An 18,867-nucleotide genomic window follows, 5' to 3' on the forward strand; every position below is an offset into this window, starting at 1 on the left:
ATCCCGAAAAGTGGGCCAAAGCGACGATCGGCTACCACCCGCCTCCCCCACCGCCGCCGCCGCCTCCCCCCGAGGAGCCGCCACCGCCGCCGCCGGAGGAAAAGCCGGAGGAGGAGCTTTTTGGTGGGTCGGGGAGTGAGGAGGTTATGGTGCTGGCCATGGAGCCGGCGAAGCCGCCCATCTGGTCGGAGAAGCGGCCGGAGGAAAAGCTGTCGCCGTGATACCAGGCGGGCTGGTAGGCGGCAGCGGCGGCGCCGGCCGCGGCTGCGGCGAGGAGCCAGCGGTCGAAGGTTTGCGACCAGGGTTTTTCGACGCCGAGCGCCACGGCATAGGGCAGCAGTGTTTCGAAATGGCGGGGCGACATTTCCGGCGCGCCGGCCATGTTCATGCGGTCCTTTTCGGCGAGCGTCAGGTATTGGCGCAGGCCCTCGATGCCGTCCATCAGCTTGCGGCCGAGCGGCGTGGGGGCGCCCATCAGGAAGAAGAAGACGAGATTGGCGACGATGATGCCGCCGACGGCGGCAAAGAGCGGCATCTGGCCGGCGGCAGCGGTCGTCAGGAAGATCGCGACGGTGATGCTGCCGAAGACGGTGAGCGACACGAAGCCGACGAAGGCGGCGATGGCGACGGCGAGGATACGGGCGCCAAGCGAATTCGCCCGCTTGAAATTCTGCCCGAGCGCCACCGCGAAGATCGACACGAAGACCGAGGCGAAGAGCGGCAGGATGACCAGCGCGATGCTGTCCTCCGGCAGCCCGCCGAAGATCAGCAGGCTGGCAAGGCAGGCGAGCGACAGGAGAATGCCGCCGATGATCTGGGGCCAGTTGGCGAGGTAATATTTGCGCCGGTGCTCCTTCTCCATCGCATCGCGAAAATCGCTGCCGAGCGTCTGCACGCGCTTGCCGTTGGTCTTGTCGATGACGAGGCTGAAGCCGGGGCTTTTGAGCGCGTTGAGCAGCACCTTCTCACCCGTCGGCAATTCGCCCTCGACGGGTTTTTCCGTGCGGGTGACGGTGAGCGAGTTTTTCAGGTCCTGCAGCTCGACCAGCCCCTTGACCGCGAGATTGAGGAAGGAGGCCGACACCGCCGTCCAGCCGCGCCCGCCAAAACCCTTCTCCTCGATATAGTTGACGAGGGCGGGCGACATGCCGTCCGGCGCATCCCAGCGCGGCACGACGACGCCCTCCGGCGGGTCGCGGCCGACGGAGAGCCAGGCCCAGAGATAATAGCCGACGACGAGGACGAGGCCGCCGAAGGCGAGGATGAGGCTGCGGTTGTCCTTGAAGAACAGTACGCGCTCCTCGGCCGCAGTCGGCTTGTCGATGCTGCCGGCCGGCATCTTCACGCCGATCGTCAGGCCCTCCTGCGGCCCGAGCTCCCGCGTCGTCTCGAAGGTCGCCTGGTTGCCGCGATTTTCAGCGCGGGCATTCTTGTCGGTCGCGCCGAAGGGGCCGGTGAAGAAAGTCAATTCCTCCGCGTTCACGCCCGGCGGCAGCGTCACCGTCGCGCTCGCCCGGTAGATCGGAAAGGCCCATTCGGTGCCGGTGACGTTCCAGAACAGTTCGTCATGCGTGTCGAAGAAGCGGATCTGCCGCGTCGTCTCGTAGGTCAGGCGGTATTGGTGGAAGCCGGGATCAAGCAGCACGTCGGCGGAGCCGAAATAGATGCGGATGCCGCGGCGGATGCTTTCCGTGCGGTAGGGTTCCGGGCGGCCGTCGCGCTCGACGCTGAGGATCTTGAAGCCGACCTCGCGCTCGCGGCCTTCGGCGTCCACGAAGGTCAGCGGGAAATCGCGGTAGATGCCGCGGCGGATCTGGTTGCCCTCGGCATAGACGCGGATCGCCTCCGTCACCGTCAGCGTGCCATTCTTGGCGACCGTGATATCGGAATGGTAGCGGTCGAAATATTCTTCCGCCCGGGCCGCGCCCCCGACCAGAAGGCAGAGCCACAGCGTCAGGAGGGCGGCAATCCGCATCATGGAGGACTCCAGGTCTAGAATTTCACGGTCGGCACGGCCCGGTCGGCCGGGTTCTCGATCTCGAAATAGGGCGCCTTCAGGAATTTGAAGAGGCCGGCGACGAGGTTGGAGGGGAAGCTTTCGACCTTGACGTTGAGATCGCGCGCCGCACCGTTGTAGTAGCGCCGCGACATCTGGATCTCGCCCTCCAGCGTTTCCAGCGTCCCTTGCAGCTCGGCAAAGTTTTGGTTGGCCTTGAGGTCCGGATAGGCTTCAGCGAGCGCGAAGATGCGGCCGAGCGCCTGGCTCAGCATGCCTTCCGCCTGAGCCCGGCCGGCGACGTCACCGGCGGGCACGGCCTGCGCGCGGTTGCGCAGGTCCACGACGTTTTCCAGCGTCTCTTTTTCGTGAGCGGCGTAGCCCTTCACCGTTTCGATGAGGTTGGGGATGAGGTCGGCGCGGCGTTTCAGCTGCACGTCGATGCCGGACCAGGCCTCCTCCTTCACCTGCCGTGCGCGCACGAGGCCGTTGTAGATGATGATGGCGTAGATGACGACCACCGCCGCGATTGCCAGACCGATCATGAGGTTCTCCGCTCCTTCAGTGCGTTCGGCGCGAGCTTAGCATCCGAAGCGGCGCAGGAAAGCCCCGCAAGGCCGGATGAAGCGTCAATTTTCCCAAAGACATCAGCGTCCTGTCACCCGGGGAACCGCGGGAGGACGGGCTTTCATCGATAGTCGCTTCATCAACAACACGAACTCCGAAGCAACCGCCATGAAAGCCCTCGTCCTCACCATCAACGTTCTCGGTTTCACCGCCCTCTTCCTCGCCTATACGATGGGTGCAGCGGTCGACCGTCCGAAGGGTGTACGCCGGGCTCTCCAGACCTATGCCGGCCAGCTCCCCACCGGCACCTTCCCCACCCTGAAGCCCGTCTGGGAACTTGGCGTAAAGGCTTCGACGCTGGCTTGAACGAAAAAGCCTCTCCGGCGGAACCGGAGAGGCGAAGACAGTCGCAATGTTTGCCGTGTCAGATCGAACGGGTGATGCCGCCGTCGACGCGGATGTTCTGGCCGGTGATATAGCCGGCACCGTCGGAGGCGAGGAAGGCGACCGTGGCTGCGACCTCCTCGCTGGTGCCGTAGCGCTTCATCGGCACGCCGTCGCGCCGTTCGTCCGTCGCCGGCAGGCTGTCGATCCAGCCGGGCAGCACGTTGTTCATGCGGATGTTTTCGGCCGCGTAGGTATCGGCGAAAACCTTGGTGAAGGAGGCGAGGCCGGCGCGCGCAACGGCGGATGTCGGGAACATGGCGCTCGGCTCGAAGGCCCAGGCGGTCGAGATGTTGATGATGACGCCGGATTTCTGCTTCTGCATGATCGGGGTGACGAGGCGCGTCGGGCGCACGGCGTTCAGGAAATAGACGTCGATGCCGGCGTGCCAGTCCTCGTCGGTCAATTCGAGGATCTGCTTGCGCGGGCCATGGCCGGCGCTGTTGACCAGCACGTCGATGCGGCCCCAGCGTTCCAGCGCGCCATCGACGAGGCGCTTCAGGTCGTCGTTCGACTGGTTGGAGCCGGTGACGCCGAGGCCGCCGAACTCTTCCGCCAGCGCCTCGCCCTTGCCGGAGGAGGATAGAACGGCGATCTTGAAGCCGTCCGTCGCCAGCCGCCGCGCCGCCGCCGCGCCCATGCCGCTGCCGCCTGCGGTGATGATTGCCACTTTTTCTACTGCCATCTTCCATCTCCCTGTCGAGAACGCATGGCGGACAAACCGCCTTTCTTCGTGATGTTCCAAGTGATACCATCGGCAGGCCAGGAGCGCGAGCCAGTTCCACGCTCATCATCCAGTAGAAATTCTATCGCATGTCCGACGCCATACGCCGCCTCCCCTCGCTGAATGCCTTGCGTGTTTTCGAGGTCGTGACGCGGCATCTCAATTTCCGGCTCGCCGCCGAGGAGCTCGGCGTCACCCAGGGTGCCGTCGCCCAGCAGGTGCGCGGGCTTGAGGCGGAGCTGGGGCTAAAACTGTTCGATCGGCAGCCGCGCACGCTCGCGCTGACGGAAGCGGGGCGCGGTTATGTCGCCAATGTCCGCCGCGCTTTCGAGCTGATCGCCGAGGCGACGGAGGCCCTGCGACCGGAGCCGCAGCACCTGACGATCAGCGTCACGCCGACCTTCGCCTCCAAATGGCTGATCCCGCGCCTGCCCGAATTCACCGCCGCCCATCCCGATATCGACCTGCGCATTCTCGCGACCGACCGGATTTCCAATTTCCAGACGGATGCCGTCGACCTGGCGGTGCGCTACGGCCGCCCGCCCTTCGGGCCGGGGCTCGATGTCGACCTGCTGTTCGAACAGGTGGTGGTGGCGGTCGGCAGCCCGCTCCTCATCGAAAAGCTTGGGAGCCCGGCGCAGGCGGAGGCCTTTGCACGCTATGCGCTGCTGCACGATGCGCATGATTTCTGGCCGCAGTTCCTCGAACAGGTCTTTCCGGAAGGGGCGCCCACCGCGCCGAAAAACATCCGCTTCAACCAGACGGCCCATGCCATCGAAGCCGCGATTGCCGGCCAGGGGCTGGCGCTGGCGAGCCGGCTTTTCGTCGAGGGGGATATTCGCGATGGCCGGCTGACGGGGCTGTTTGCCGTGGAAATGCGGGCGGGCGCAGATTTTTACGCCGTCTCGCCCCGCAAGCCGCGCCATGCGACATCCGTCGCGGCGGTGCGGACCTGGCTTGCAACCGCGGACGGCCGCAAGCGCTAGAAAACGGTCAGGCCGCGTCCTTCGTCCAGTTCACGCCGCCGGCATCCGTCAGCAGGAAGGCCTCGCCGCAGGCCTTCGCCAACGTGCGCACGCGCAGGATGTAGCTCTGGCGTTCGGTGACCGAGATCACACCGCGGGCATCGAGCAGGTTGAAGACGTGGCTCGCCTTGATGCATTGGTCATAGGCCGGCAGCACGCATTTGTGCAGGCGCTGGTTGTCGGCATCGCCCGGCGCACCGGCGGCCAGAAGCGCCTGGCACTCCTTTTCCGCATCGATGAAATGGCGGTGCAGCATGGCGGTGTCGGCGAATTCGAAATTGTGGCGGGAATATTCCTGCTCGGCCTGCAGGAAGACATCGCCATAGGTGATCTTCTCGTCGCCCTCGCGGCCGTTGAAGTTCAGGTCGTAGACGTTGTCGACGCCCTGCACATACATGGCGAGACGTTCGAGGCCGTAGGTGAGTTCGCCGGCGACGGGCGCGCATTCGATGCCGCAGACCTGCTGGAAATAGGTGAACTGCGAGACTTCCATACCGTCGCACCAGCATTCCCAGCCGAGCCCCCAGGCGCCGAGCGTCGGGCTTTCCCAATCGTCCTCGACGAAGCGCACGTCATGCAACAGCGGGTCGAGGCCGATCGCCGCCAGCGAGCCGAGATAGAGCTCCTGAAGGTTCGACGGATTCGGCTTCAGGATGACCTGGTACTGGTAATAGTGCTGGAGACGGTTCGGGTTTTCGCCGTAACGACCATCCGACGGGCGGCGCGAGGGCTGCACATAGGCGGCGCGCCACGGGCGGGGCCCGAGCGCGCGCAGCGTCGTTGCCGGGTGGAACGTGCCGGCGCCCACTTCCATGTCATAGGGCTGAAGCACCGCGCAGCCCTTGTCCGCCCAATAGTTGTGCAGCGTCAGGATGAGCCCCTGGAAGGAGCGCGTCGGGTTCATATGGTCAGGCAGGGCGGCTGAGGTCATCGGTTTCGTCCGGGCATTCTTTGAAAAAGCTGGCGGACTGGTGCCACGATGCGCCGGAAGGGTCAAGGGTTTCGGGCGGCTCGCCCCAAACCTCTCAGTGCCGTTCGAGCGAGCGGAACAGGCCGGAGCCGGCGGCCTGGGTGACGGCCTGCACGCGCTGGGGCGCCAGATCCGGCACCTGATGCAGCTGCCGGCGCAGGCCTGCGGGCACGCGCGCGCCATACCAGGCGGCGAGCATCGGAAGCTCGCGGCGCAGCGAGCTCTTCGCCTGCCAGCCGAGCGCCTTCAGGGCACGCGTATCGAGCGGCGGGCGGCCGACATTGTCCGGCCGGCCGGCGGTGAAGCTCACGCCGGAGATCGGGTCCTGCACCGCATCAAGCACCAGGCGCGCGACGGAGAGGATGTCGTGCAGGTCATCGCCGGCAACATTGTAGGTGGCGTTTTCCGCGCCGCCGGTCACGACCGTGCGCAGGGCCGAGCAGAAATCCGTCATGGTAACGAAGGCGCGCGTCTGCATGCCGTCGCCATGCACCGGCAGCGGGCGGCCGACGGTTGCGAGCTCCAGAAAGCGCGGCAGAAGCTTTTCGGTATTCTGCCGGGTGCCGACGATGTTGACCGGGCGCAGCACGCGGATATCGAGGCCGAAGGAGCGGCGCAGGCCCGCGATCAGCATTTCGGCGGCGGCCTTGGAGGCGCCGTGCGGATTGTCGGGAAGCAGCGGCGCAAGCTCGCCGACCAGCCCGCCATTGCCGGCGCCATAGACCTCCGCCGAGCTGATATGGATCATCAACGGCACGCGGCGGCGGCCCATCGCCTCCACCAGCACCTGGGTGCCGAGCGCATTGGCGAGCGTAAAGCGTTCCGGCACGGAAAAGGCGCGCTCGACATGGCTTTCGCCGGCCGCATGCACGACGAGGTCGGCATCCTTCAGGACCTCGGTCACGAGGTCGAGATTGCCAACGTCGCCTTCCTGGAGCGTCACGCGGCCGGTGCGGAAGGCGGCGTCGAGATGCGACATGTCGGCGGCATAGGTGAAGGAATCGAGCACGCGCACGCGGGCATTCGGGCAATGCTGGAGCAGGTCGTCGACGATGTGCGAGCCGACGAAGCCGGCACCGCCCGTCACGACGATGGTGCGGATCCGATCGAGATCGAGCGAGGCCATGGTATACTCCGTTTCATCGCAGGCGCTTTGCGGGATGCCATCATGGCGACCCTTGCCGTTAGATCGGGCTTCCTGCCCGCGCGGGCAACGCCAACCTTGGGCTGCAAAGGAATAAATGCGGCATTAACCTTACGACGCTTGGTTAATGTCCCGGCGCGGCACGGCAAGAGCCGCAGGCCGCTCCCGCGACGGCACGAAAACGTGCCGAAAGGCTACTCGTCGTCGCGGCGCAGGCGGTATTCGCCGGTTTCCGGATCCTTGACGAGCGTGCCGGTGGCGCCGGTGCGGCGTTCCTCCTCGCTGCGCTTGCGCAACTTGCTCAACCGCTCGGCATCCGCCACGAACTTGCGATAGCCGAACCAGGCAAGGCCGACGACCAGAAGCAGAAAGATGATCTGGGCCATCGCCCCTCCCCTATTCTTTTATTGTGTGCGCGATCAGGAAAGGCCGAAGCGGCCCCAGAGCGCCTTTTCTTCCGCGAGACTGGCCACGGCCGCCACGCCGGCAGAGCCTATACGCTCCGCCACGTCGCCGGAAAGCCCCCCGATGCCCGGCGCCTTGCGGCCAAACAGCCCCTTGGGCGCGGAAACCAGCTCCAGCCGCGTCTTCGGCCCATAACGCCGCTTCAGCTCCGAGCGCATGTCCGAGAGGCCATCGACGAGGCCGAGCGCGACGCCGCGCCCGCCGGTCCAGAACAGGCCGGAAAACAGGTCCGGATCGTCGGCGAGTTTCGCGCCGCGACGGTCCTTCACCATGTCGATGAAGACCTGGTGGATTTCGAGCTGGAGGGATTTCAGATATTCGATCTCGTTTTCGCGCTCCGGCTGGAACGGATCGAGGATCGCCTTGTTGGTGCCGGCGGTATAGACGCGCCGCTCGACGCCGATCTTCTTCAGCATTTCCGGAAAGCCGAAGCCGCCCGAGACGACGCCGATCGAACCGACGATCGAGGTCGGATCGGCAAAAATCTCGTCACCGGCGAGCGCGATCATATAGCCGCCGGACGCCGCGACATCCTCGACGAAGACCAGCACGCGCTTGTTCTTCTCCGCGGCGAGTTCCCGGATGCGCTGGAAGATCAGCCGCGACTGCACCGGCGAGCCGCCGGGAGAGTTGATGGAGATCGCCACTGCCGGCGCGTCGCGGTAGGCAAAGGCCTTTTCCAGAGCCGGGGCCGCGGTCGAAAGATTGAGCGGTGGACGGAACTGGCTACCCGCCGCCATGATCGCCCCTTGCAGCCGGACAACGGGGATCGCGACCCCCTCCGTGCGGAACCTCTTCGGCACCAGCGACTTCAAAAATCCGGCCATCGCGCGATCCTGTCTCCTGTTTCGTTGCCCGGCTGATGTATGCACGACCGGGGAAAACACAATGGCGAGTGCCGAAATTCAGGGTTTTCGCAGCCGCGCGTAGCTCGCGCGGCCATTGTTGAGATCGTCTACGAAGGGTGTGAAGGCGTGCTGGGGGCCGTCGTGCATGACGAGGGGCATGCGCAGCGCGAGACGGGCGCGGGAGCCCTTGATGGCAGTGACGAGGATGCGCAGTGCGCTCTCGCCGGCGCGGGGGTGGATGGGGGTGATCTCGATGCCGCCGAAGCGGCGGCCGCAGGCTGCGATGATCTCGGCGATCGATTCCGGCCGGGCGATGAGCGAGAGCTGGCCGCCGGGTTTCAGGATGGCGCCGGCGGTGCGGATCCAGCGCTCGAAAAGGTCGTCCTCCATCGCATGCGCCTCGGCCTTCAGCGCATCCGGCGTGCGCCGGTCGGCGCCGTCGTTGAAGGGTGGGTTCATGATCACATGGTCGTGCACGTCATCGGCAAGACCAGCGGCGACGCGTGCCCTGCCGGCGAGCGCGACGTCGGCTTCGAGGACAGAGACACGGCCGGCGAAGGCGGCGTTCAAGTCCAGGGCCAGCGACTTGCGGGCGAAATCGGCCATCAGCGCAGAACGCTCGACGAGCAGCACCTCGGCCTTTTCGAGGCGCACGGCGACGGCGAGACCGGCTGCACCGGCGCCCGCGCCGAGATCCGCCACCCGCATCGGCCCATCGCCGGGAACGAGGGCGGCGAGCAGCATCGCGTCCATGCCGGAGCGGTGGCCGATGCCCTTCGGCTGGACGACATAGAAACGGCCGCGGTGGAAGGCGTCGACGGTTTCGGCGATGGCCGTCCGCGCATCCGCCTGCTCCTGGCTCACGGCCGCAACTCCGCCGCCAGCCCCGCGTCCTTGAGGATGCGGCGTGCCTCGTCTTCCCGGTCGGCTTCCACCAGGAAGCGGCGCGGCAGCATGCCGAGGGAGCCTTCGAGGATGCTCATCGCCTCGTCGGCGATCAGGCAGTGGATGCCGGCCTCCTTCATCAGGCTTTCCGCGAAGGAAAGCAGGACGACGTCGTTGGTGCGGATCAATTCAATCATACGGGTTCTTTTTCCAGCCATAATTGCCGAGGCGGGACAATTCGCCTCTTGCCGCAGGAAGCCCCGCTTTCTATTGTCTTTCAACAAAAATGAACAGGAGTCCGGGCATTTGGGCGTCGTGATACCGCTTGAAGAAGGCAAAAACAAACAGGCATCGGTGAAGCCGCTCGTCGATCTGACAAAGGCCGACATGGAGCGGGTGAACCAGCTTATCCTGTCGAAAGCCGGCTCCGACGTGCAGATGATCCCGGAGGTCGCCAACCACCTGATCTCTTCGGGCGGCAAGCGCCTGCGCCCCATGTTGACGCTCGCCGCCGCCTCGATGTTCGGCTATGACGGCGACCATCACATCAAGCTCGCGACCAGCGTCGAGTTCATGCACACGGCGACGCTGCTGCATGACGACGTGGTCGACGAAAGCGACCTTCGCCGCGGCAAATCGACCGCGCGAATGATCTGGGGCAACCAGGCAAGCGTGCTCGTCGGCGACTTCCTGCTCGGCCAGGCCTTCAAGATGATGGTCGAGGTCGGGTCGCTGGAAGCGCTCGACGTGCTTTCCACCGCCGCCACCGTGATCGCCGAGGGCGAGGTGCTGCAATTGTCGGTCGCCAAGAACATGGAGACGACCGAGGACGACTATCTCCAGGTCATCCGCGCCAAGACGGCGGCGCTCTTCGCGGCCGCCGCGGAAGTCGGCCCGATCATCGCCAGCACCAACCGGGCCGAGCGCAACGCGCTGAAATCCTACGGCATGAATCTCGGCCTCGCCTTCCAACTCGTCGACGATGCGCTGGACTATGGCGGCAAGGCGGCCGACCTCGGCAAGAACACCGGCGACGATTTTCGCGAGGGCAAGATCACGCTGCCCGTCATTCTCGCCTGGCGGCGCGGCACGACGGAAGACCGCGCCTTCTGGCGCGAGGCCATCGAGGGCGGCAAGAGCGACGATGCCAACCTGGAGCGCGCTTTCAACCTCATCACCCGCTATGGCGGCCTGACGGACACGATCGCGCGTGCCCAGCACTATGGCATGATCGCGCGCGACGCGCTCGCCCCCCTGCCGGCGAGCCCGTGGAAGGACGCGCTGCTCGAGGTCATCGACTTCTCGATTGCCCGCGTGAGCTGAGCCACGGAAGGTTGAATTCGGTCCGGCAGGATTTTCTTGCCGCACCGCGCCAAAAAAGCCATTCTCTACCGTCATGAGTCCGTGACTGATTTGGGCCTGATCGTGGCCGGATTTGGCGCGACCGGCCTCCGGGGCGAACTCTACACTTTCTGGCGAAAGGCATTTTGATGCGGCATTCCCTTCTCCTTCGGCTTCTCTCCGGCGTGGCGATAGCGGCCAGCATCGTGCTTGCCGGTCCCCTGGCCGGCCCCCAGGCGGCCTATGCGGAGGACAAGCCCGCAGCGGCAGCCGCCGAAGACACGCCGTTCGATCCCTTGAGCGTCAACACCTTCTCCGGCGCGTTCCTGGCCGCCCGCACGGCGGATTTCGACAAGGACTACGAAACCGCCGTCGCGCTCTACAAGATCGCGCTGCAGTTCGACGCCACCAACACCGACGTCAAGCAGCGCCTGATGGTGACGCAGCTGATGAACGGCGACTTCGAGGAAGGCGTGAAGCTCGCCGATGCGCTACGCAACGACCCGGCCGTCGAGCGCATCACCGCCGTGGTGCGCGGCATGGAGGCGATCCGCAAGCGCGAATACAAGAGTGCTGAAAAGATCCTCGTCTATAACGGTCCGAACGATCTGGACCGCATGATGAACGACCTGCTGCTCGCCTGGGCGAAGTTCGGCGACGGCAAGTCGAAGGACGCCATCAAGCTGATCTCCAGCATGGACGGGCCGGAATGGCTCGCCATCTTCAAGAACTACCATGCCGGCGCGCTCGCCGCCGCGGCCGGCGACAAGGCGACGGCACGCGCCCGCCTCAACGATGCAGTCCTCGACCGCAATGGCGCCAGCGCCGCGCCGGACACGTTCATCCGCGCCGTCATGGCGCTTGCTCGGCTTGAGGCCCACGAGGGCAACAAGCAGAAGGCGCTCGATGCGATTTCGGTCGGTGACAGCTTCATCACCAGCTACGCGCCGCTGAAGGCGCTGCGCCAGAGCATCGAGGCCGGCGAAAAGCAGGAACAGCAGGTGCGCACGGCAGCCCAAGGCGCCGCTGCGGTGCTGTTCTCGATCGGCGGGGCGCTGAACCGCGAAGGCGCGGAAGACATCGTCTCGCTCTATATGCAGGCGGCGCGCGCGCTCGACCCGGATAGCGACGACATGCTGGTGCTGCTCGGTGGGCTTGCCGAAAACCAGAAGAAGCCGGAACGCGCCATCGAATATTACCGCGCCGTGCCGGAAAAGTCGCCGATGCGGCGCATTTCCGAATTGCAGCTCGGCCTCAACCTCGCCGATACCGGCAAGGTGCCGGAAGCCAAGAAGCACCTCCAGGAGCTGATCGAGGCCGACCCGTCGGATCTCCGCAGCTATCTGGCGCTCGGCAGCGTGCTGTCGGATGCCAAGGACTACAAGGACATGGCGGCGCTCTATGACCGCGCCGTCGAGGCGATCGGCCCGGTGCCAACGCGCAACCACTGGAGCGTCTTCTTCCAGCGCGCCATCGCCTACGAGCGGCTGAAGGAATGGGAAAAGGCCGAGCCGAACTTCCGCAAGGCGCTGGAGCTCAACCCGGAACAGCCGCAGGTGCTGAACTATCTCGGCTATTCCTGGGTGGACATGAACATCAACCTCGACGAGGGGCTGGACATGATTCGCCGCGCCGTCAGCATCAAGCCTGACGACGGCTATATCGTCGACTCGCTCGGCTGGGCCTATTATCGCCTCAACCGCTTTACCGACGCCGTGGCGGAGCTGGAGCGTGCTGCGGAGCTGAAGGCCGGCGATCCGACGATCAACGACCATCTGGGTGATGCCTACTGGCGCGTCGGCCGCAAGCTGGAAGCCACCTTCCAGTGGAACCGCGCGCTCGGCCTGAAGCCGGAAGAGGCGGAAATCCCGAAGATCAAGCTGAAGATCGAGAACGGCCTGCCGGAGCTCAAGAAGACCGAGCCGGCCTCGGCGGAAGCCAAGGACGAAAAGCCGGTGCAAAACCCCTCGCCGGAAGGCACGGCGGTCGACCGCAAGTCCTGATCGCATGCCTGACGCCGACCCGCTCTCGGGCTTTGCCGTCCTTGAACGGGCGCCGGCCAAGATCAACCTCGCGCTCGCCGTCGTCGGCCAGCGCGAGGATGGCTATCACCTCCTCGAAAGCCTCGTGACCTTCACCGCCTATGGCGATCGCATCGGCCTGTCGCCGGCGGCGGAGGATCGTTTCACGCTATCCGGCCGCTTTGCAGAGGCGCTTGCGGCCGATGGCGACAATCTCGTCACCCGGGCGCGCGATCGGCTGCGGGCCGCGCTGGCGAACCATGGCCAGGCCGCCCCGCCGGTGCACATCCATCTCGAAAAGAACCTGCCCATCGCATCGGGCATCGGCGGGGGATCGGCAGATGCGGCGGCGACCCTGCGCGGGCTTCTGGCACTCTGGCAGGCAGACCTACCGAAGAACGAGCGCGACGCCATCGCCATCGGCCTCGGCGCAGACGTGCCGATGTGTCTTGTCGGCCAGCCGCTGATGGCCCGCGGCGTCGGCGACAGCCTCACGCCGCTGACCATGCCGTCCATGTCGATCGTGCTCGCCAATCCCATGGTCGGCGTCTCGACACCGGCGGTCTTCAAGGCGCTCGCCTCCAAGCACAATCCACCCTTCATTCCCGTCACCGGCCGTGAAGGCTGGGTGAGCCTGCTTTCGCGGCTGCGCAACGACCTGGAACCCCCTGCCCGGCAGCTCTGCCCCGAGATCGCGTCTCTTTCGCAGAGCCTCTCGGCCACAGACGCGGATCTCGTGCGCATGTCCGGTTCCGGCGCGACATGCTTCGCGCTATACCCATCCGATGACGCCGCCCAAGCCGCTGCCACTGATCTCGGCAGACAGCATCCGCATTGGTTCTTCGTGGCGACCCGCACAGTTGGAGCGACCCATGGCACGCATTGACGAGACAAGGCCCTTCATCCCGGTCGGTATTGCCGTGCTCACCGTGTCTGATACGCGCACGCCCGACACGGATCGCTCCGGCGACACGCTCGTCGCCCGCATCGCTGAGGCAGGCCACCGGCTCGCCGCCCGCGCCATCGTGACGGACGACGTCGCCGAAATCCGCGCGACGGTGGAGGCCTGGACGCGCGACGAGGCGATCGACGTCGTCATCACCACCGGCGGCACGGGTTTTACCGGCCGCGATGTGACGCCGGAAGCGCTGGAGCCGATCTTCGAAAAACGCATGGACGGCTTTTCCGAAGTCTTCCACCGCATCTCCTACGACAAGATCGGCACCTCGACGATCCAGTCGCGCGCGACCGGCGGCGTCACCAATGCCACCTTCATCTTCGTGCTGCCGGGCTCGCCGGGCGCCTGCAAGGATGCCTGGGACGGCATTCTCAAGGCGCAGCTCGACTATCGCCACATGCCCTGCAACTTCGTGGAAATCATGCCGCGGCTCGACGAGCACCTGAAGCGCACGGCCGGCTGACCTGTTCCATAGGAGACTGCGCACCCCCGCATCGCCCCCTATGACTTTCCCAGCAATCGAAAAGTTGAGGAGAGACCAATGGGACGCACGATCAACGGCACCAACCGCGCAGACCGCTTCGTACAAGGCAGCAGCTTCAACAATGTCGAAGTGACGATTTTTGCGCGCGGTGGCAACGACACCATCATCCTCAACCGCACCGACGATTTCGGCGGCCGCAACCAGGTGGATGCCGGCGCCGGAAACGACAGCGTCGTCAACATGAAGGAAGACGGCAGCGTCATCCTCCTCGGCGCGGGCAACGACACCTATGTCGGCACCGGCTTCGGCTCCTTCGTCAACGAGCGCGCCGACATCGTCAAGGCCGGCGCCGGCAACGACAAGATCGCCGTCAGCACCTTCAAGAGCAGCTATTTCGGCGAGGGCGGCAACGACCGCTTCTTCTCCGTCGGCGAGCAGAACACCTTTCATGGCGGCTCGGGCGTCGATTCGATCAGCTATCTCCCGCGCGACGACGACAATGTGGTGGGCGGCACCGGCGTCGGCATCGATCTCGGCAACGGCCTGGCGCAGACCGGGTCCAACCGTTTCGAGCGCCTGATCAGCATCGAGAATGCCGAGGGCACCAATGCCGGCGACATTCTCTTCGGCTCCAGCGTCTCGAACATATTGAAGGGTCTTGGTGGCGACGACCAGATTGCCGGGCGCGGCGGCAACGACGTGCTTACCGGCGGCCGCGGCATGGACCTGTTGCAGGGCGACAGCGGCGCCGACCGTTTCGACTTCAACGGCGTCTTCGAATCGGCGGTGGGCGCGCGACGCGACGTCATCCTCGATTTCACCCACGGCGAAGGCGACAAGATCGACCTGCGCGACATCGACGCCAATGCCGGCCGCGGCGGCAACCAGGCTTTCGCCTTCATCGGCGGCAACGATTTTTCCGGCAATGCCGGCGAGCTTCGCATCCAGGGCGGCGTGGTGTCCGGCGACGTCAACGGCGACGGCCAGGCCGATTTCGAGATCGAGGTCCGTGGGCTGGACGGCCTCTTCCGCAGTGACTTCCTGCTTTAATCCACGCTCTCGGCCCGCATGGCCTTCACCGCCCAGGCAGGCACGATCTCGGCGACCAGTTTTCGCACGCCCGAGCGGCCCGCCATGTCGGCGAGCGCCATGCCGGTGCGCACGGTCGCCGATGCCTGACGCTTGCTGACGAGATACCCCTGCTCCAGCGGCGCGGCGCGGCGCGCAAACCGCTTGAAGAACGGCCGGCGATGGTTGCGCGAGCCGAGAAAACGCGCCGGGTTCTTGTTGATCGACACATGATCGACGATGGCATCGACCCAGCCGGCCAGCGGGCGCGCGCCCGGCTCCAGCAGCAGCAGCCAGTCGCCGCGGGCGGAGCGCACGACATCCTTCATGTCCCAGCTCGTCAGGAACCGGCAGCCTGCCGCATCCGCCACCTTGGCCGAGCCGTCGCGCGAACCGTGGTCGAGCACGATCACGTCGCGCACGATGCCCTGCACGGCGCCCGTGACCAGCGCCGACAACGTCTGCGCAAGCTCGGCCTCGTTGTCGCGGCATTCCAGGATGATTGTCAGCATTCCTTTGCAATACCGCATTGCAGCATGGATTTCCACCGCCCCCGCCCCGCCATGTTCCCGCATGGTTAGAAAGCATGGTTAGCGGCGCGGGGAATTTTGTTCTTGCATTGTTCTGGTTTCGGCGATAGGAATATAGTCATTGGAACGGGGGTCTGCCCCGCCGGAGACAGCCATGAACGATCTTGCCGATCTCAGGCAGGGCTCCCTCGCGCCCGGCCACACGAAAGACGTTGCCGAGGCGCTGATGGCACAGACGGGCATGCGCGTCGATGGGGACCGCCGGCGCGGCCGCGGGGCCGGGCTCAACTTCACCGGCCGGTTCGAGCCGGTGACGCGCGAGACCGTCGACGACGGCTGGCAGACACTGGAGGAACTTCCGCCCTTCCGCACCGAGGTGCAGGTGGAAAAGCCGCGCACGATCATCACCAGCAACGATTCGCCCGACATTCCCTTCGACCGCTCGATCAATCCCTATCGCGGTTGCGAGCACGGATGTATCTATTGTTTCGCCCGGCCGACCCATGCCTTCATGGGCCTCTCCGCTGGCCTCGATTTCGAGGCGAAGCTGTTTGCCAAGCCAGATGCGCCGAAACTGCTGGAGCGCGAGCTTTCCAAGCCCGGCTACAAGCCGCGGGTCATCGCGATCGGCACCAACACCGATCCCTACCAGCCGATCGAGAAGGAATGGCGCATCATGCGCCAGATCCTCGAAGTGCTGGATGCCGCCAATCATCCCGTGTCGATTGTCACCAAGTCGGCGCTGGTCATGCGCGACATCGACATCCTCGGCCGCATGGCGGCGCGTGGGCTCGCCTGGGCCGGCATCTCGGTCACCACGCTCGACCGCAAGCTGGCACGCACCATGGAACCGCGCGCCGCGACCCCGCCGCGCCGGCTGGAAGCCATTCGCGCGCTGTCAGAAGCCGGCATCCCGGTCGCCATCATGATGGCGCCGATCATTCCCGGCCTCAACGACCACGAGATCGAGCGCGTGCTCGATTCGGGTAAGGCGGCCGGTGCCTGCGAGGCAAGCTATGTGCTGCTCCGCCTGCCGCTGGAAGTAAGCCCGCTCTTCCGCGACTGGCTTCTACGCCATTATCCGGACCGCTACCGCCACGTCATGTCGCTGGTGCGTTCGATGCGCGGCGGCAAGGACTACGACGCGGAATTCGGTAAGCGCATGAAGGGCGCTGGTCCCTATGCCTGGCAGATCGCCCGCCGCTTCGAGATGGCAGCCAAGCGGCTGGAGTTGACCCGCACCCGCCGCAGTCTCGCCAGCGACCAGTTCGTGCCGCCCTCGGGCAGCGGCGTCCAGCTCTCGCTGCTTTAGCTGTACCCCGGGCGTTCCCGGGTCGTGCGAAAACGACATTCGCCGGGCATTCGCGCCCGGCATCATCTTCCGGCCCGTCTTCCCCGGGCGTGCCGGTTGCTCCTCCGGCATCCGCCTCCTGCCGGGGGACTTGCAGGGAATCGGACGGATGTGCGAGGTTCGCCGCATGTCCCGTCCCGCATCCTCCGATTCCCGCCTTCTTTTCGACCTGCCCGAAGGGCCGGATTTCCTGATGGAGCTTGCCGCCCGCAAGCGCGGCCTCTGGCCGGTCGCCGGCACGGACGAGGCGGGCCGCGGCCCGCTCGCCGGTCCCGTCGTCGCGGCGGCCGTGGTGCTCGATCCGGACAACATTCCGGAGGGGCTGAACGATTCCAAGCAGCTGAGCGCCGCGAAGCGCGAGCAGCTCTTCACGCTCATCATGCAATCGGCCTTCGTCTCCGTCGCCTCCAGCTGCTCGCGCCGCATCGACGTCATCGACATCCGCAAGGCAAGCCTCGATGCCATGCGCCGGGCCGTCGCCGGGCTCGAAGTCGCCCCCAAGCTGGTTCTTGCCGACGGTCGCGACGTGCCGCCCGGCCTCGCCTGCGAAGGCCGCGCCGTCGTCAAGGGCGATGCCCGCTCCGTCTCCATCGCCGCCGCCTCAATCGTCGCCAAGGTCATGCGCGACCGCATGATGGCGCGGGCGGAAGCCACCTTCCCCGGCTACGGCTTCGCCCTCCACGCCGGCTATGCCACCGAGGTGCACCGCAAGGCGATCCAGGCCATCGGCCCCTGCCGACTGCACCGCATGAGTTTTCGCCCGCTCAAGCAGGAATAGTCCAGCCCTGTTCCATCCGGAACAGCGCGTAGCGGGGCGATATGGGAAAGTCTGATCACTGGATGAGAGAGGCTCATCCCTCAGAGATCAGGAGAGACCCCCATGCGCAAGATCATCGTTTCCGCCACCGTTGCCCTCGTTGCAGCCGTTTCCTTCGCCGCCCCTTCGCAGGCCGGCTACTACAGCTACGGCTACAAGCCGCATTGCTTCGTCAAGAAGATCCATTCCTACGACTACTACGGCAACCTGATCGTCAAGAAGATCAAGATCTGCAAGTAAGTGCCCCCCACTGACCTCCTCGAAGGCCCGGATGTTCCCCTGCATCCGGGTCTTTTGCCGTCCGCCAAAAAGCAAAAAAGCCGGATTGCTCCGGCCCTGTTCCATGCGGAACAGCGGGCGGCGGGGCGATGTGGGAAAGTCTGATCACTGGATGAGAGAGGCTCATCCCTCAGAGATCAGGAGAGACCCCATGCGCAAGATCATTGTTTCCGCCACCGTCGCCCTCGTTGCAGCCGTTTCCTTCGCTGCGCCTTCCCAGGCCGGCTACTACAGCTACGGCTACAAGCCGCATTGCTTCGTCAAGAAGATCCACTCCTACGACTACTACGGCAACCTGATCGTCAAGAAGATCAAGATCTGCAAGTAAGCGTCACCCCCAACTGACCTCCCCGAAGGCCCGGATGTTTCCCCGCATCCGGGTCCTTTGCCGTCCGGCCCAAACAGCAAAAAGGCCGGATCGCTCCGGCCTTTTTCAAATCATGCTGTGGAAGAACCTCAGTTGAGGCGGGTCTTCACTTCGCTGATGGCGTTGTCGAAGAGTGCCTTGCCGGTGGCGGCATCGGCCTTGGCGGCGATGACCTTTTCGGCGGCGGCGACCGCGAGGTCGACGGCGGCGGCGCGCACGGCGTTGATCGCGTCGGCTTCCGCCTGCTTGATCTTCTGCTCGGAGAGCACCGTGCGGCGGGCGACGTATTCCTCTGTCTTCTGCTTGGCTTCCGCGGTCAGCAGGCTCGCTTCGCGCTCAGCGGCGGCGACGATGCTGGCGGCTTCCGCCTCGGCATCCTTGCGCTTGCGCTGGTATTCGGCGAGCAGGTGCTGGGCTTCCTCGCGAAGGCGCTTAGCTTCCGCCAGCTCGTTCTGGATCTTTTCCGCGCGGGCGTCGAGGCCCTTGGCCATCATGCCCGGAACCTTGAGGTAGGCGATGAGGGCCAGGAACAGCAGGAGGCCGACAAAGGCATAGAATGTTGCGTCGAATGCCATGGGATGCT

Annotated in this window: 22 protein-coding genes; 11 read left to right on the top strand and 11 right to left on the bottom strand. The window is 65.4% G+C overall.

Annotation, left to right across the window (positions count from 1 at the left end; all coding sequences use genetic code 11):
- Positions 1-31 precede the first annotated feature (31 nt).
- Positions 32-1,978, bottom strand: a complete 1,947-nt coding sequence (locus AC1Q6Z_RS21650) for a DUF2207 domain-containing protein (RefSeq protein WP_492649234.1) — start codon at positions 1,976-1,978, stop codon at positions 32-34.
- A 14-nt stretch (positions 1,979-1,992) separates the two neighbouring features.
- Positions 1,993-2,541: a LemA family protein gene (locus AC1Q6Z_RS21655; RefSeq protein ID WP_492649235.1), complete on the bottom strand. Its 549-nt coding sequence runs from the start codon at positions 2,539-2,541 to the stop codon at positions 1,993-1,995.
- Between the two features lie 190 nt (positions 2,542-2,731).
- On the opposite strand from AC1Q6Z_RS21655, the gene AC1Q6Z_RS21660 reads away from it, so the two are divergent.
- Positions 2,732-2,929: a hypothetical protein gene (locus AC1Q6Z_RS21660; RefSeq protein ID WP_256118548.1), complete on the top strand. Its 198-nt coding sequence runs from the start codon at positions 2,732-2,734 to the stop codon at positions 2,927-2,929.
- Between the two features lie 58 nt (positions 2,930-2,987).
- On the opposite strand, the gene AC1Q6Z_RS21665 is transcribed toward AC1Q6Z_RS21660, so the two are convergent.
- Complete coding sequence (locus AC1Q6Z_RS21665) at positions 2,988-3,692, bottom strand: SDR family oxidoreductase (protein ID WP_435267450.1); 705 nt, start codon at positions 3,690-3,692, stop codon at positions 2,988-2,990.
- A 128-nt stretch (positions 3,693-3,820) separates the two neighbouring features.
- Here AC1Q6Z_RS21665 and AC1Q6Z_RS21670 point away from each other — a divergent pair, with 128 nt between their 5' ends.
- A complete protein-coding gene (locus tag AC1Q6Z_RS21670; RefSeq protein ID WP_492649236.1) occupies positions 3,821-4,717 on the top strand; it encodes a LysR substrate-binding domain-containing protein in 897 nt (298 codons plus the stop codon).
- 7 nt (positions 4,718-4,724) lie between these two features.
- Here the strand turns inward: AC1Q6Z_RS21670 and AC1Q6Z_RS21675 are convergent, their stop codons facing one another.
- From AC1Q6Z_RS21675 to AC1Q6Z_RS21700, 6 genes are all read right to left on the bottom strand, one after another.
- Positions 4,725-5,687 carry a glycine--tRNA ligase subunit alpha gene (locus AC1Q6Z_RS21675; protein WP_256118545.1) on the bottom strand — a complete coding sequence of 321 codons (963 nt, stop codon included), beginning with the start codon at positions 5,685-5,687 and terminating at the stop codon, positions 4,725-4,727.
- 94 nt (positions 5,688-5,781) lie between these two features.
- Positions 5,782-6,852 carry a dTDP-glucose 4,6-dehydratase gene (locus AC1Q6Z_RS21680; protein ID WP_492649237.1) on the bottom strand — a complete coding sequence of 357 codons (1,071 nt, stop codon included), beginning with the start codon at positions 6,850-6,852 and terminating at the stop codon, positions 5,782-5,784.
- 212 nt (positions 6,853-7,064) lie between these two features.
- The gene (locus AC1Q6Z_RS21685; RefSeq protein ID WP_064329246.1) at positions 7,065-7,256 is read right to left on the bottom strand and encodes a hypothetical protein; all 192 of its coding nucleotides are present in this window, start codon (positions 7,254-7,256) and stop codon (positions 7,065-7,067) included.
- A 33-nt stretch (positions 7,257-7,289) separates the two neighbouring features.
- The gene (locus tag AC1Q6Z_RS21690) at positions 7,290-8,162 is read right to left on the bottom strand and encodes a S49 family peptidase (RefSeq protein ID WP_492649238.1); all 873 of its coding nucleotides are present in this window, start codon (positions 8,160-8,162) and stop codon (positions 7,290-7,292) included.
- A 78-nt stretch (positions 8,163-8,240) separates the two neighbouring features.
- Positions 8,241-9,047, bottom strand: a complete 807-nt coding sequence (locus tag AC1Q6Z_RS21695; protein WP_492649239.1) for a tRNA1(Val) (adenine(37)-N6)-methyltransferase — start codon at positions 9,045-9,047, stop codon at positions 8,241-8,243.
- Entirely contained in the window at positions 9,044-9,265 is a 222-nt protein-coding gene (locus AC1Q6Z_RS21700; protein ID WP_435267457.1) for a putative signal transducing protein, read from the bottom strand. The genes AC1Q6Z_RS21695 and AC1Q6Z_RS21700 overlap by 4 nt, the downstream gene beginning before the upstream one ends.
- A 109-nt stretch (positions 9,266-9,374) precedes the next feature.
- Here AC1Q6Z_RS21700 and AC1Q6Z_RS21705 point away from each other — a divergent pair, with 109 nt between their 5' ends.
- The 5 genes from AC1Q6Z_RS21705 to AC1Q6Z_RS21725 all read left to right on the top strand — a co-directional run bounded on the left by AC1Q6Z_RS21705 (position 9,375) and on the right by AC1Q6Z_RS21725 (position 14,922).
- Positions 9,375-10,391: a polyprenyl synthetase family protein gene (locus AC1Q6Z_RS21705; RefSeq protein WP_256118541.1), complete on the top strand. Its 1,017-nt coding sequence runs from the start codon at positions 9,375-9,377 to the stop codon at positions 10,389-10,391.
- Positions 10,392-10,558: 167 nt separating this feature from the next.
- The gene (locus tag AC1Q6Z_RS21710; RefSeq protein ID WP_256118540.1) at positions 10,559-12,412 is read left to right on the top strand and encodes a tetratricopeptide repeat protein; all 1,854 of its coding nucleotides are present in this window, start codon (positions 10,559-10,561) and stop codon (positions 12,410-12,412) included.
- A gap of 4 nt (positions 12,413-12,416) precedes the next feature.
- A complete protein-coding gene (locus tag AC1Q6Z_RS21715) occupies positions 12,417-13,316 on the top strand; it encodes a 4-(cytidine 5'-diphospho)-2-C-methyl-D-erythritol kinase (RefSeq protein ID WP_492649240.1) in 900 nt (299 codons plus the stop codon).
- On the top strand, positions 13,303-13,851 hold the full coding sequence (moaB, locus tag AC1Q6Z_RS21720; RefSeq protein ID WP_435267459.1) for a molybdenum cofactor biosynthesis protein B: 549 nt from the start codon (positions 13,303-13,305) through the stop codon (positions 13,849-13,851). The genes AC1Q6Z_RS21715 and moaB overlap by 14 nt, the downstream gene beginning before the upstream one ends.
- A gap of 78 nt (positions 13,852-13,929) precedes the next feature.
- Entirely contained in the window at positions 13,930-14,922 is a 993-nt protein-coding gene (locus AC1Q6Z_RS21725) for a calcium-binding protein (RefSeq protein ID WP_492649241.1), read from the top strand.
- On the opposite strand, the gene AC1Q6Z_RS21730 is transcribed toward AC1Q6Z_RS21725, so the two are convergent.
- Complete coding sequence (locus AC1Q6Z_RS21730) at positions 14,919-15,452, bottom strand: glycosyltransferase family protein (protein WP_492649242.1); 534 nt, start codon at positions 15,450-15,452, stop codon at positions 14,919-14,921. The genes AC1Q6Z_RS21725 and AC1Q6Z_RS21730 overlap by 4 nt on opposite strands.
- Positions 15,453-15,624: 172 nt before the next feature.
- Here AC1Q6Z_RS21730 and AC1Q6Z_RS21735 point away from each other — a divergent pair, with 172 nt between their 5' ends.
- The 4 genes from AC1Q6Z_RS21735 to AC1Q6Z_RS21750 all read left to right on the top strand — a co-directional run bounded on the left by AC1Q6Z_RS21735 (position 15,625) and on the right by AC1Q6Z_RS21750 (position 18,245).
- Complete coding sequence (locus AC1Q6Z_RS21735) at positions 15,625-16,782, top strand: PA0069 family radical SAM protein (protein ID WP_492649243.1); 1,158 nt, start codon at positions 15,625-15,627, stop codon at positions 16,780-16,782.
- A 166-nt stretch (positions 16,783-16,948) separates the two neighbouring features.
- Positions 16,949-17,599, top strand: a complete 651-nt coding sequence (gene rnhB, locus AC1Q6Z_RS21740) for a ribonuclease HII (RefSeq protein ID WP_256118533.1) — start codon at positions 16,949-16,951, stop codon at positions 17,597-17,599.
- Between the two features lie 102 nt (positions 17,600-17,701).
- Positions 17,702-17,878 (top strand): hypothetical protein, encoded by a 177-nt coding sequence (locus AC1Q6Z_RS21745; protein ID WP_256117961.1) that lies wholly within the window; start codon positions 17,702-17,704, stop codon positions 17,876-17,878.
- 190 nt (positions 17,879-18,068) lie between these two features.
- A complete protein-coding gene (locus AC1Q6Z_RS21750) occupies positions 18,069-18,245 on the top strand; it encodes a hypothetical protein (protein WP_256117961.1) in 177 nt (58 codons plus the stop codon).
- A gap of 128 nt (positions 18,246-18,373) precedes the next feature.
- On the opposite strand, the gene AC1Q6Z_RS21755 is transcribed toward AC1Q6Z_RS21750, so the two are convergent.
- Positions 18,374-18,859, bottom strand: coding sequence for a F0F1 ATP synthase subunit B (locus AC1Q6Z_RS21755; RefSeq protein ID WP_256118531.1), 486 nt, complete (start codon positions 18,857-18,859; stop codon positions 18,374-18,376).
- Positions 18,860-18,867 lie beyond the last annotated feature (8 nt).

It is taken from the genome of Shinella sp. GW835-FHT14H05, assembly GCF_058793575.1.

Bases quoted from the DNA above. Each gene is read 5' to 3' on its own strand.
- AC1Q6Z_RS21650 (WP_492649234.1), bottom strand. From the start codon at position 1,978: ATGATGCGGATTGCCGCCCTCCTGACGCTGTGGCTCTGCCTTCTGGTC.
- AC1Q6Z_RS21655 (WP_492649235.1), bottom strand. From the start codon at position 2,541: ATGATCGGTCTGGCAATCGCGGCGGTGGTCGTCATCTACGCCATCATC.
- AC1Q6Z_RS21660 (WP_256118548.1), top strand. From the start codon at position 2,732: ATGAAAGCCCTCGTCCTCACCATCAACGTTCTCGGTTTCACCGCCCTC.
- AC1Q6Z_RS21665 (WP_435267450.1), bottom strand. From the start codon at position 3,692: ATGGCAGTAGAAAAAGTGGCAATCATCACCGCAGGCGGCAGCGGCATG.
- AC1Q6Z_RS21670 (WP_492649236.1), top strand. From the start codon at position 3,821: ATGTCCGACGCCATACGCCGCCTCCCCTCGCTGAATGCCTTGCGTGTT.
- AC1Q6Z_RS21675 (WP_256118545.1), bottom strand. From the start codon at position 5,687: ATGACCTCAGCCGCCCTGCCTGACCATATGAACCCGACGCGCTCCTTC.
- AC1Q6Z_RS21680 (WP_492649237.1), bottom strand. From the start codon at position 6,852: ATGGCCTCGCTCGATCTCGATCGGATCCGCACCATCGTCGTGACGGGC.
- AC1Q6Z_RS21685 (WP_064329246.1), bottom strand. From the start codon at position 7,256: ATGGCCCAGATCATCTTTCTGCTTCTGGTCGTCGGCCTTGCCTGGTTC.
- AC1Q6Z_RS21690 (WP_492649238.1), bottom strand. From the start codon at position 8,162: ATGGCCGGATTTTTGAAGTCGCTGGTGCCGAAGAGGTTCCGCACGGAG.
- AC1Q6Z_RS21700 (WP_435267457.1), bottom strand. From the start codon at position 9,265: ATGATTGAATTGATCCGCACCAACGACGTCGTCCTGCTTTCCTTCGCG.
- AC1Q6Z_RS21710 (WP_256118540.1), top strand. From the start codon at position 10,559: ATGCGGCATTCCCTTCTCCTTCGGCTTCTCTCCGGCGTGGCGATAGCG.
- AC1Q6Z_RS21715 (WP_492649240.1), top strand. From the start codon at position 12,417: ATGCCTGACGCCGACCCGCTCTCGGGCTTTGCCGTCCTTGAACGGGCG.
- moaB (WP_435267459.1), top strand. From the start codon at position 13,303: ATGGCACGCATTGACGAGACAAGGCCCTTCATCCCGGTCGGTATTGCC.
- AC1Q6Z_RS21725 (WP_492649241.1), top strand. From the start codon at position 13,930: ATGGGACGCACGATCAACGGCACCAACCGCGCAGACCGCTTCGTACAA.
- AC1Q6Z_RS21730 (WP_492649242.1), bottom strand. From the start codon at position 15,452: ATGCTGACAATCATCCTGGAATGCCGCGACAACGAGGCCGAGCTTGCG.
- AC1Q6Z_RS21735 (WP_492649243.1), top strand. From the start codon at position 15,625: ATGAACGATCTTGCCGATCTCAGGCAGGGCTCCCTCGCGCCCGGCCAC.
- rnhB (WP_256118533.1), top strand. From the start codon at position 16,949: ATGTCCCGTCCCGCATCCTCCGATTCCCGCCTTCTTTTCGACCTGCCC.
- AC1Q6Z_RS21745 (WP_256117961.1), top strand. From the start codon at position 17,702: ATGCGCAAGATCATCGTTTCCGCCACCGTTGCCCTCGTTGCAGCCGTT.
- AC1Q6Z_RS21750 (WP_256117961.1), top strand. From the start codon at position 18,069: ATGCGCAAGATCATTGTTTCCGCCACCGTCGCCCTCGTTGCAGCCGTT.
- AC1Q6Z_RS21755 (WP_256118531.1), bottom strand. From the start codon at position 18,859: ATGGCATTCGACGCAACATTCTATGCCTTTGTCGGCCTCCTGCTGTTC.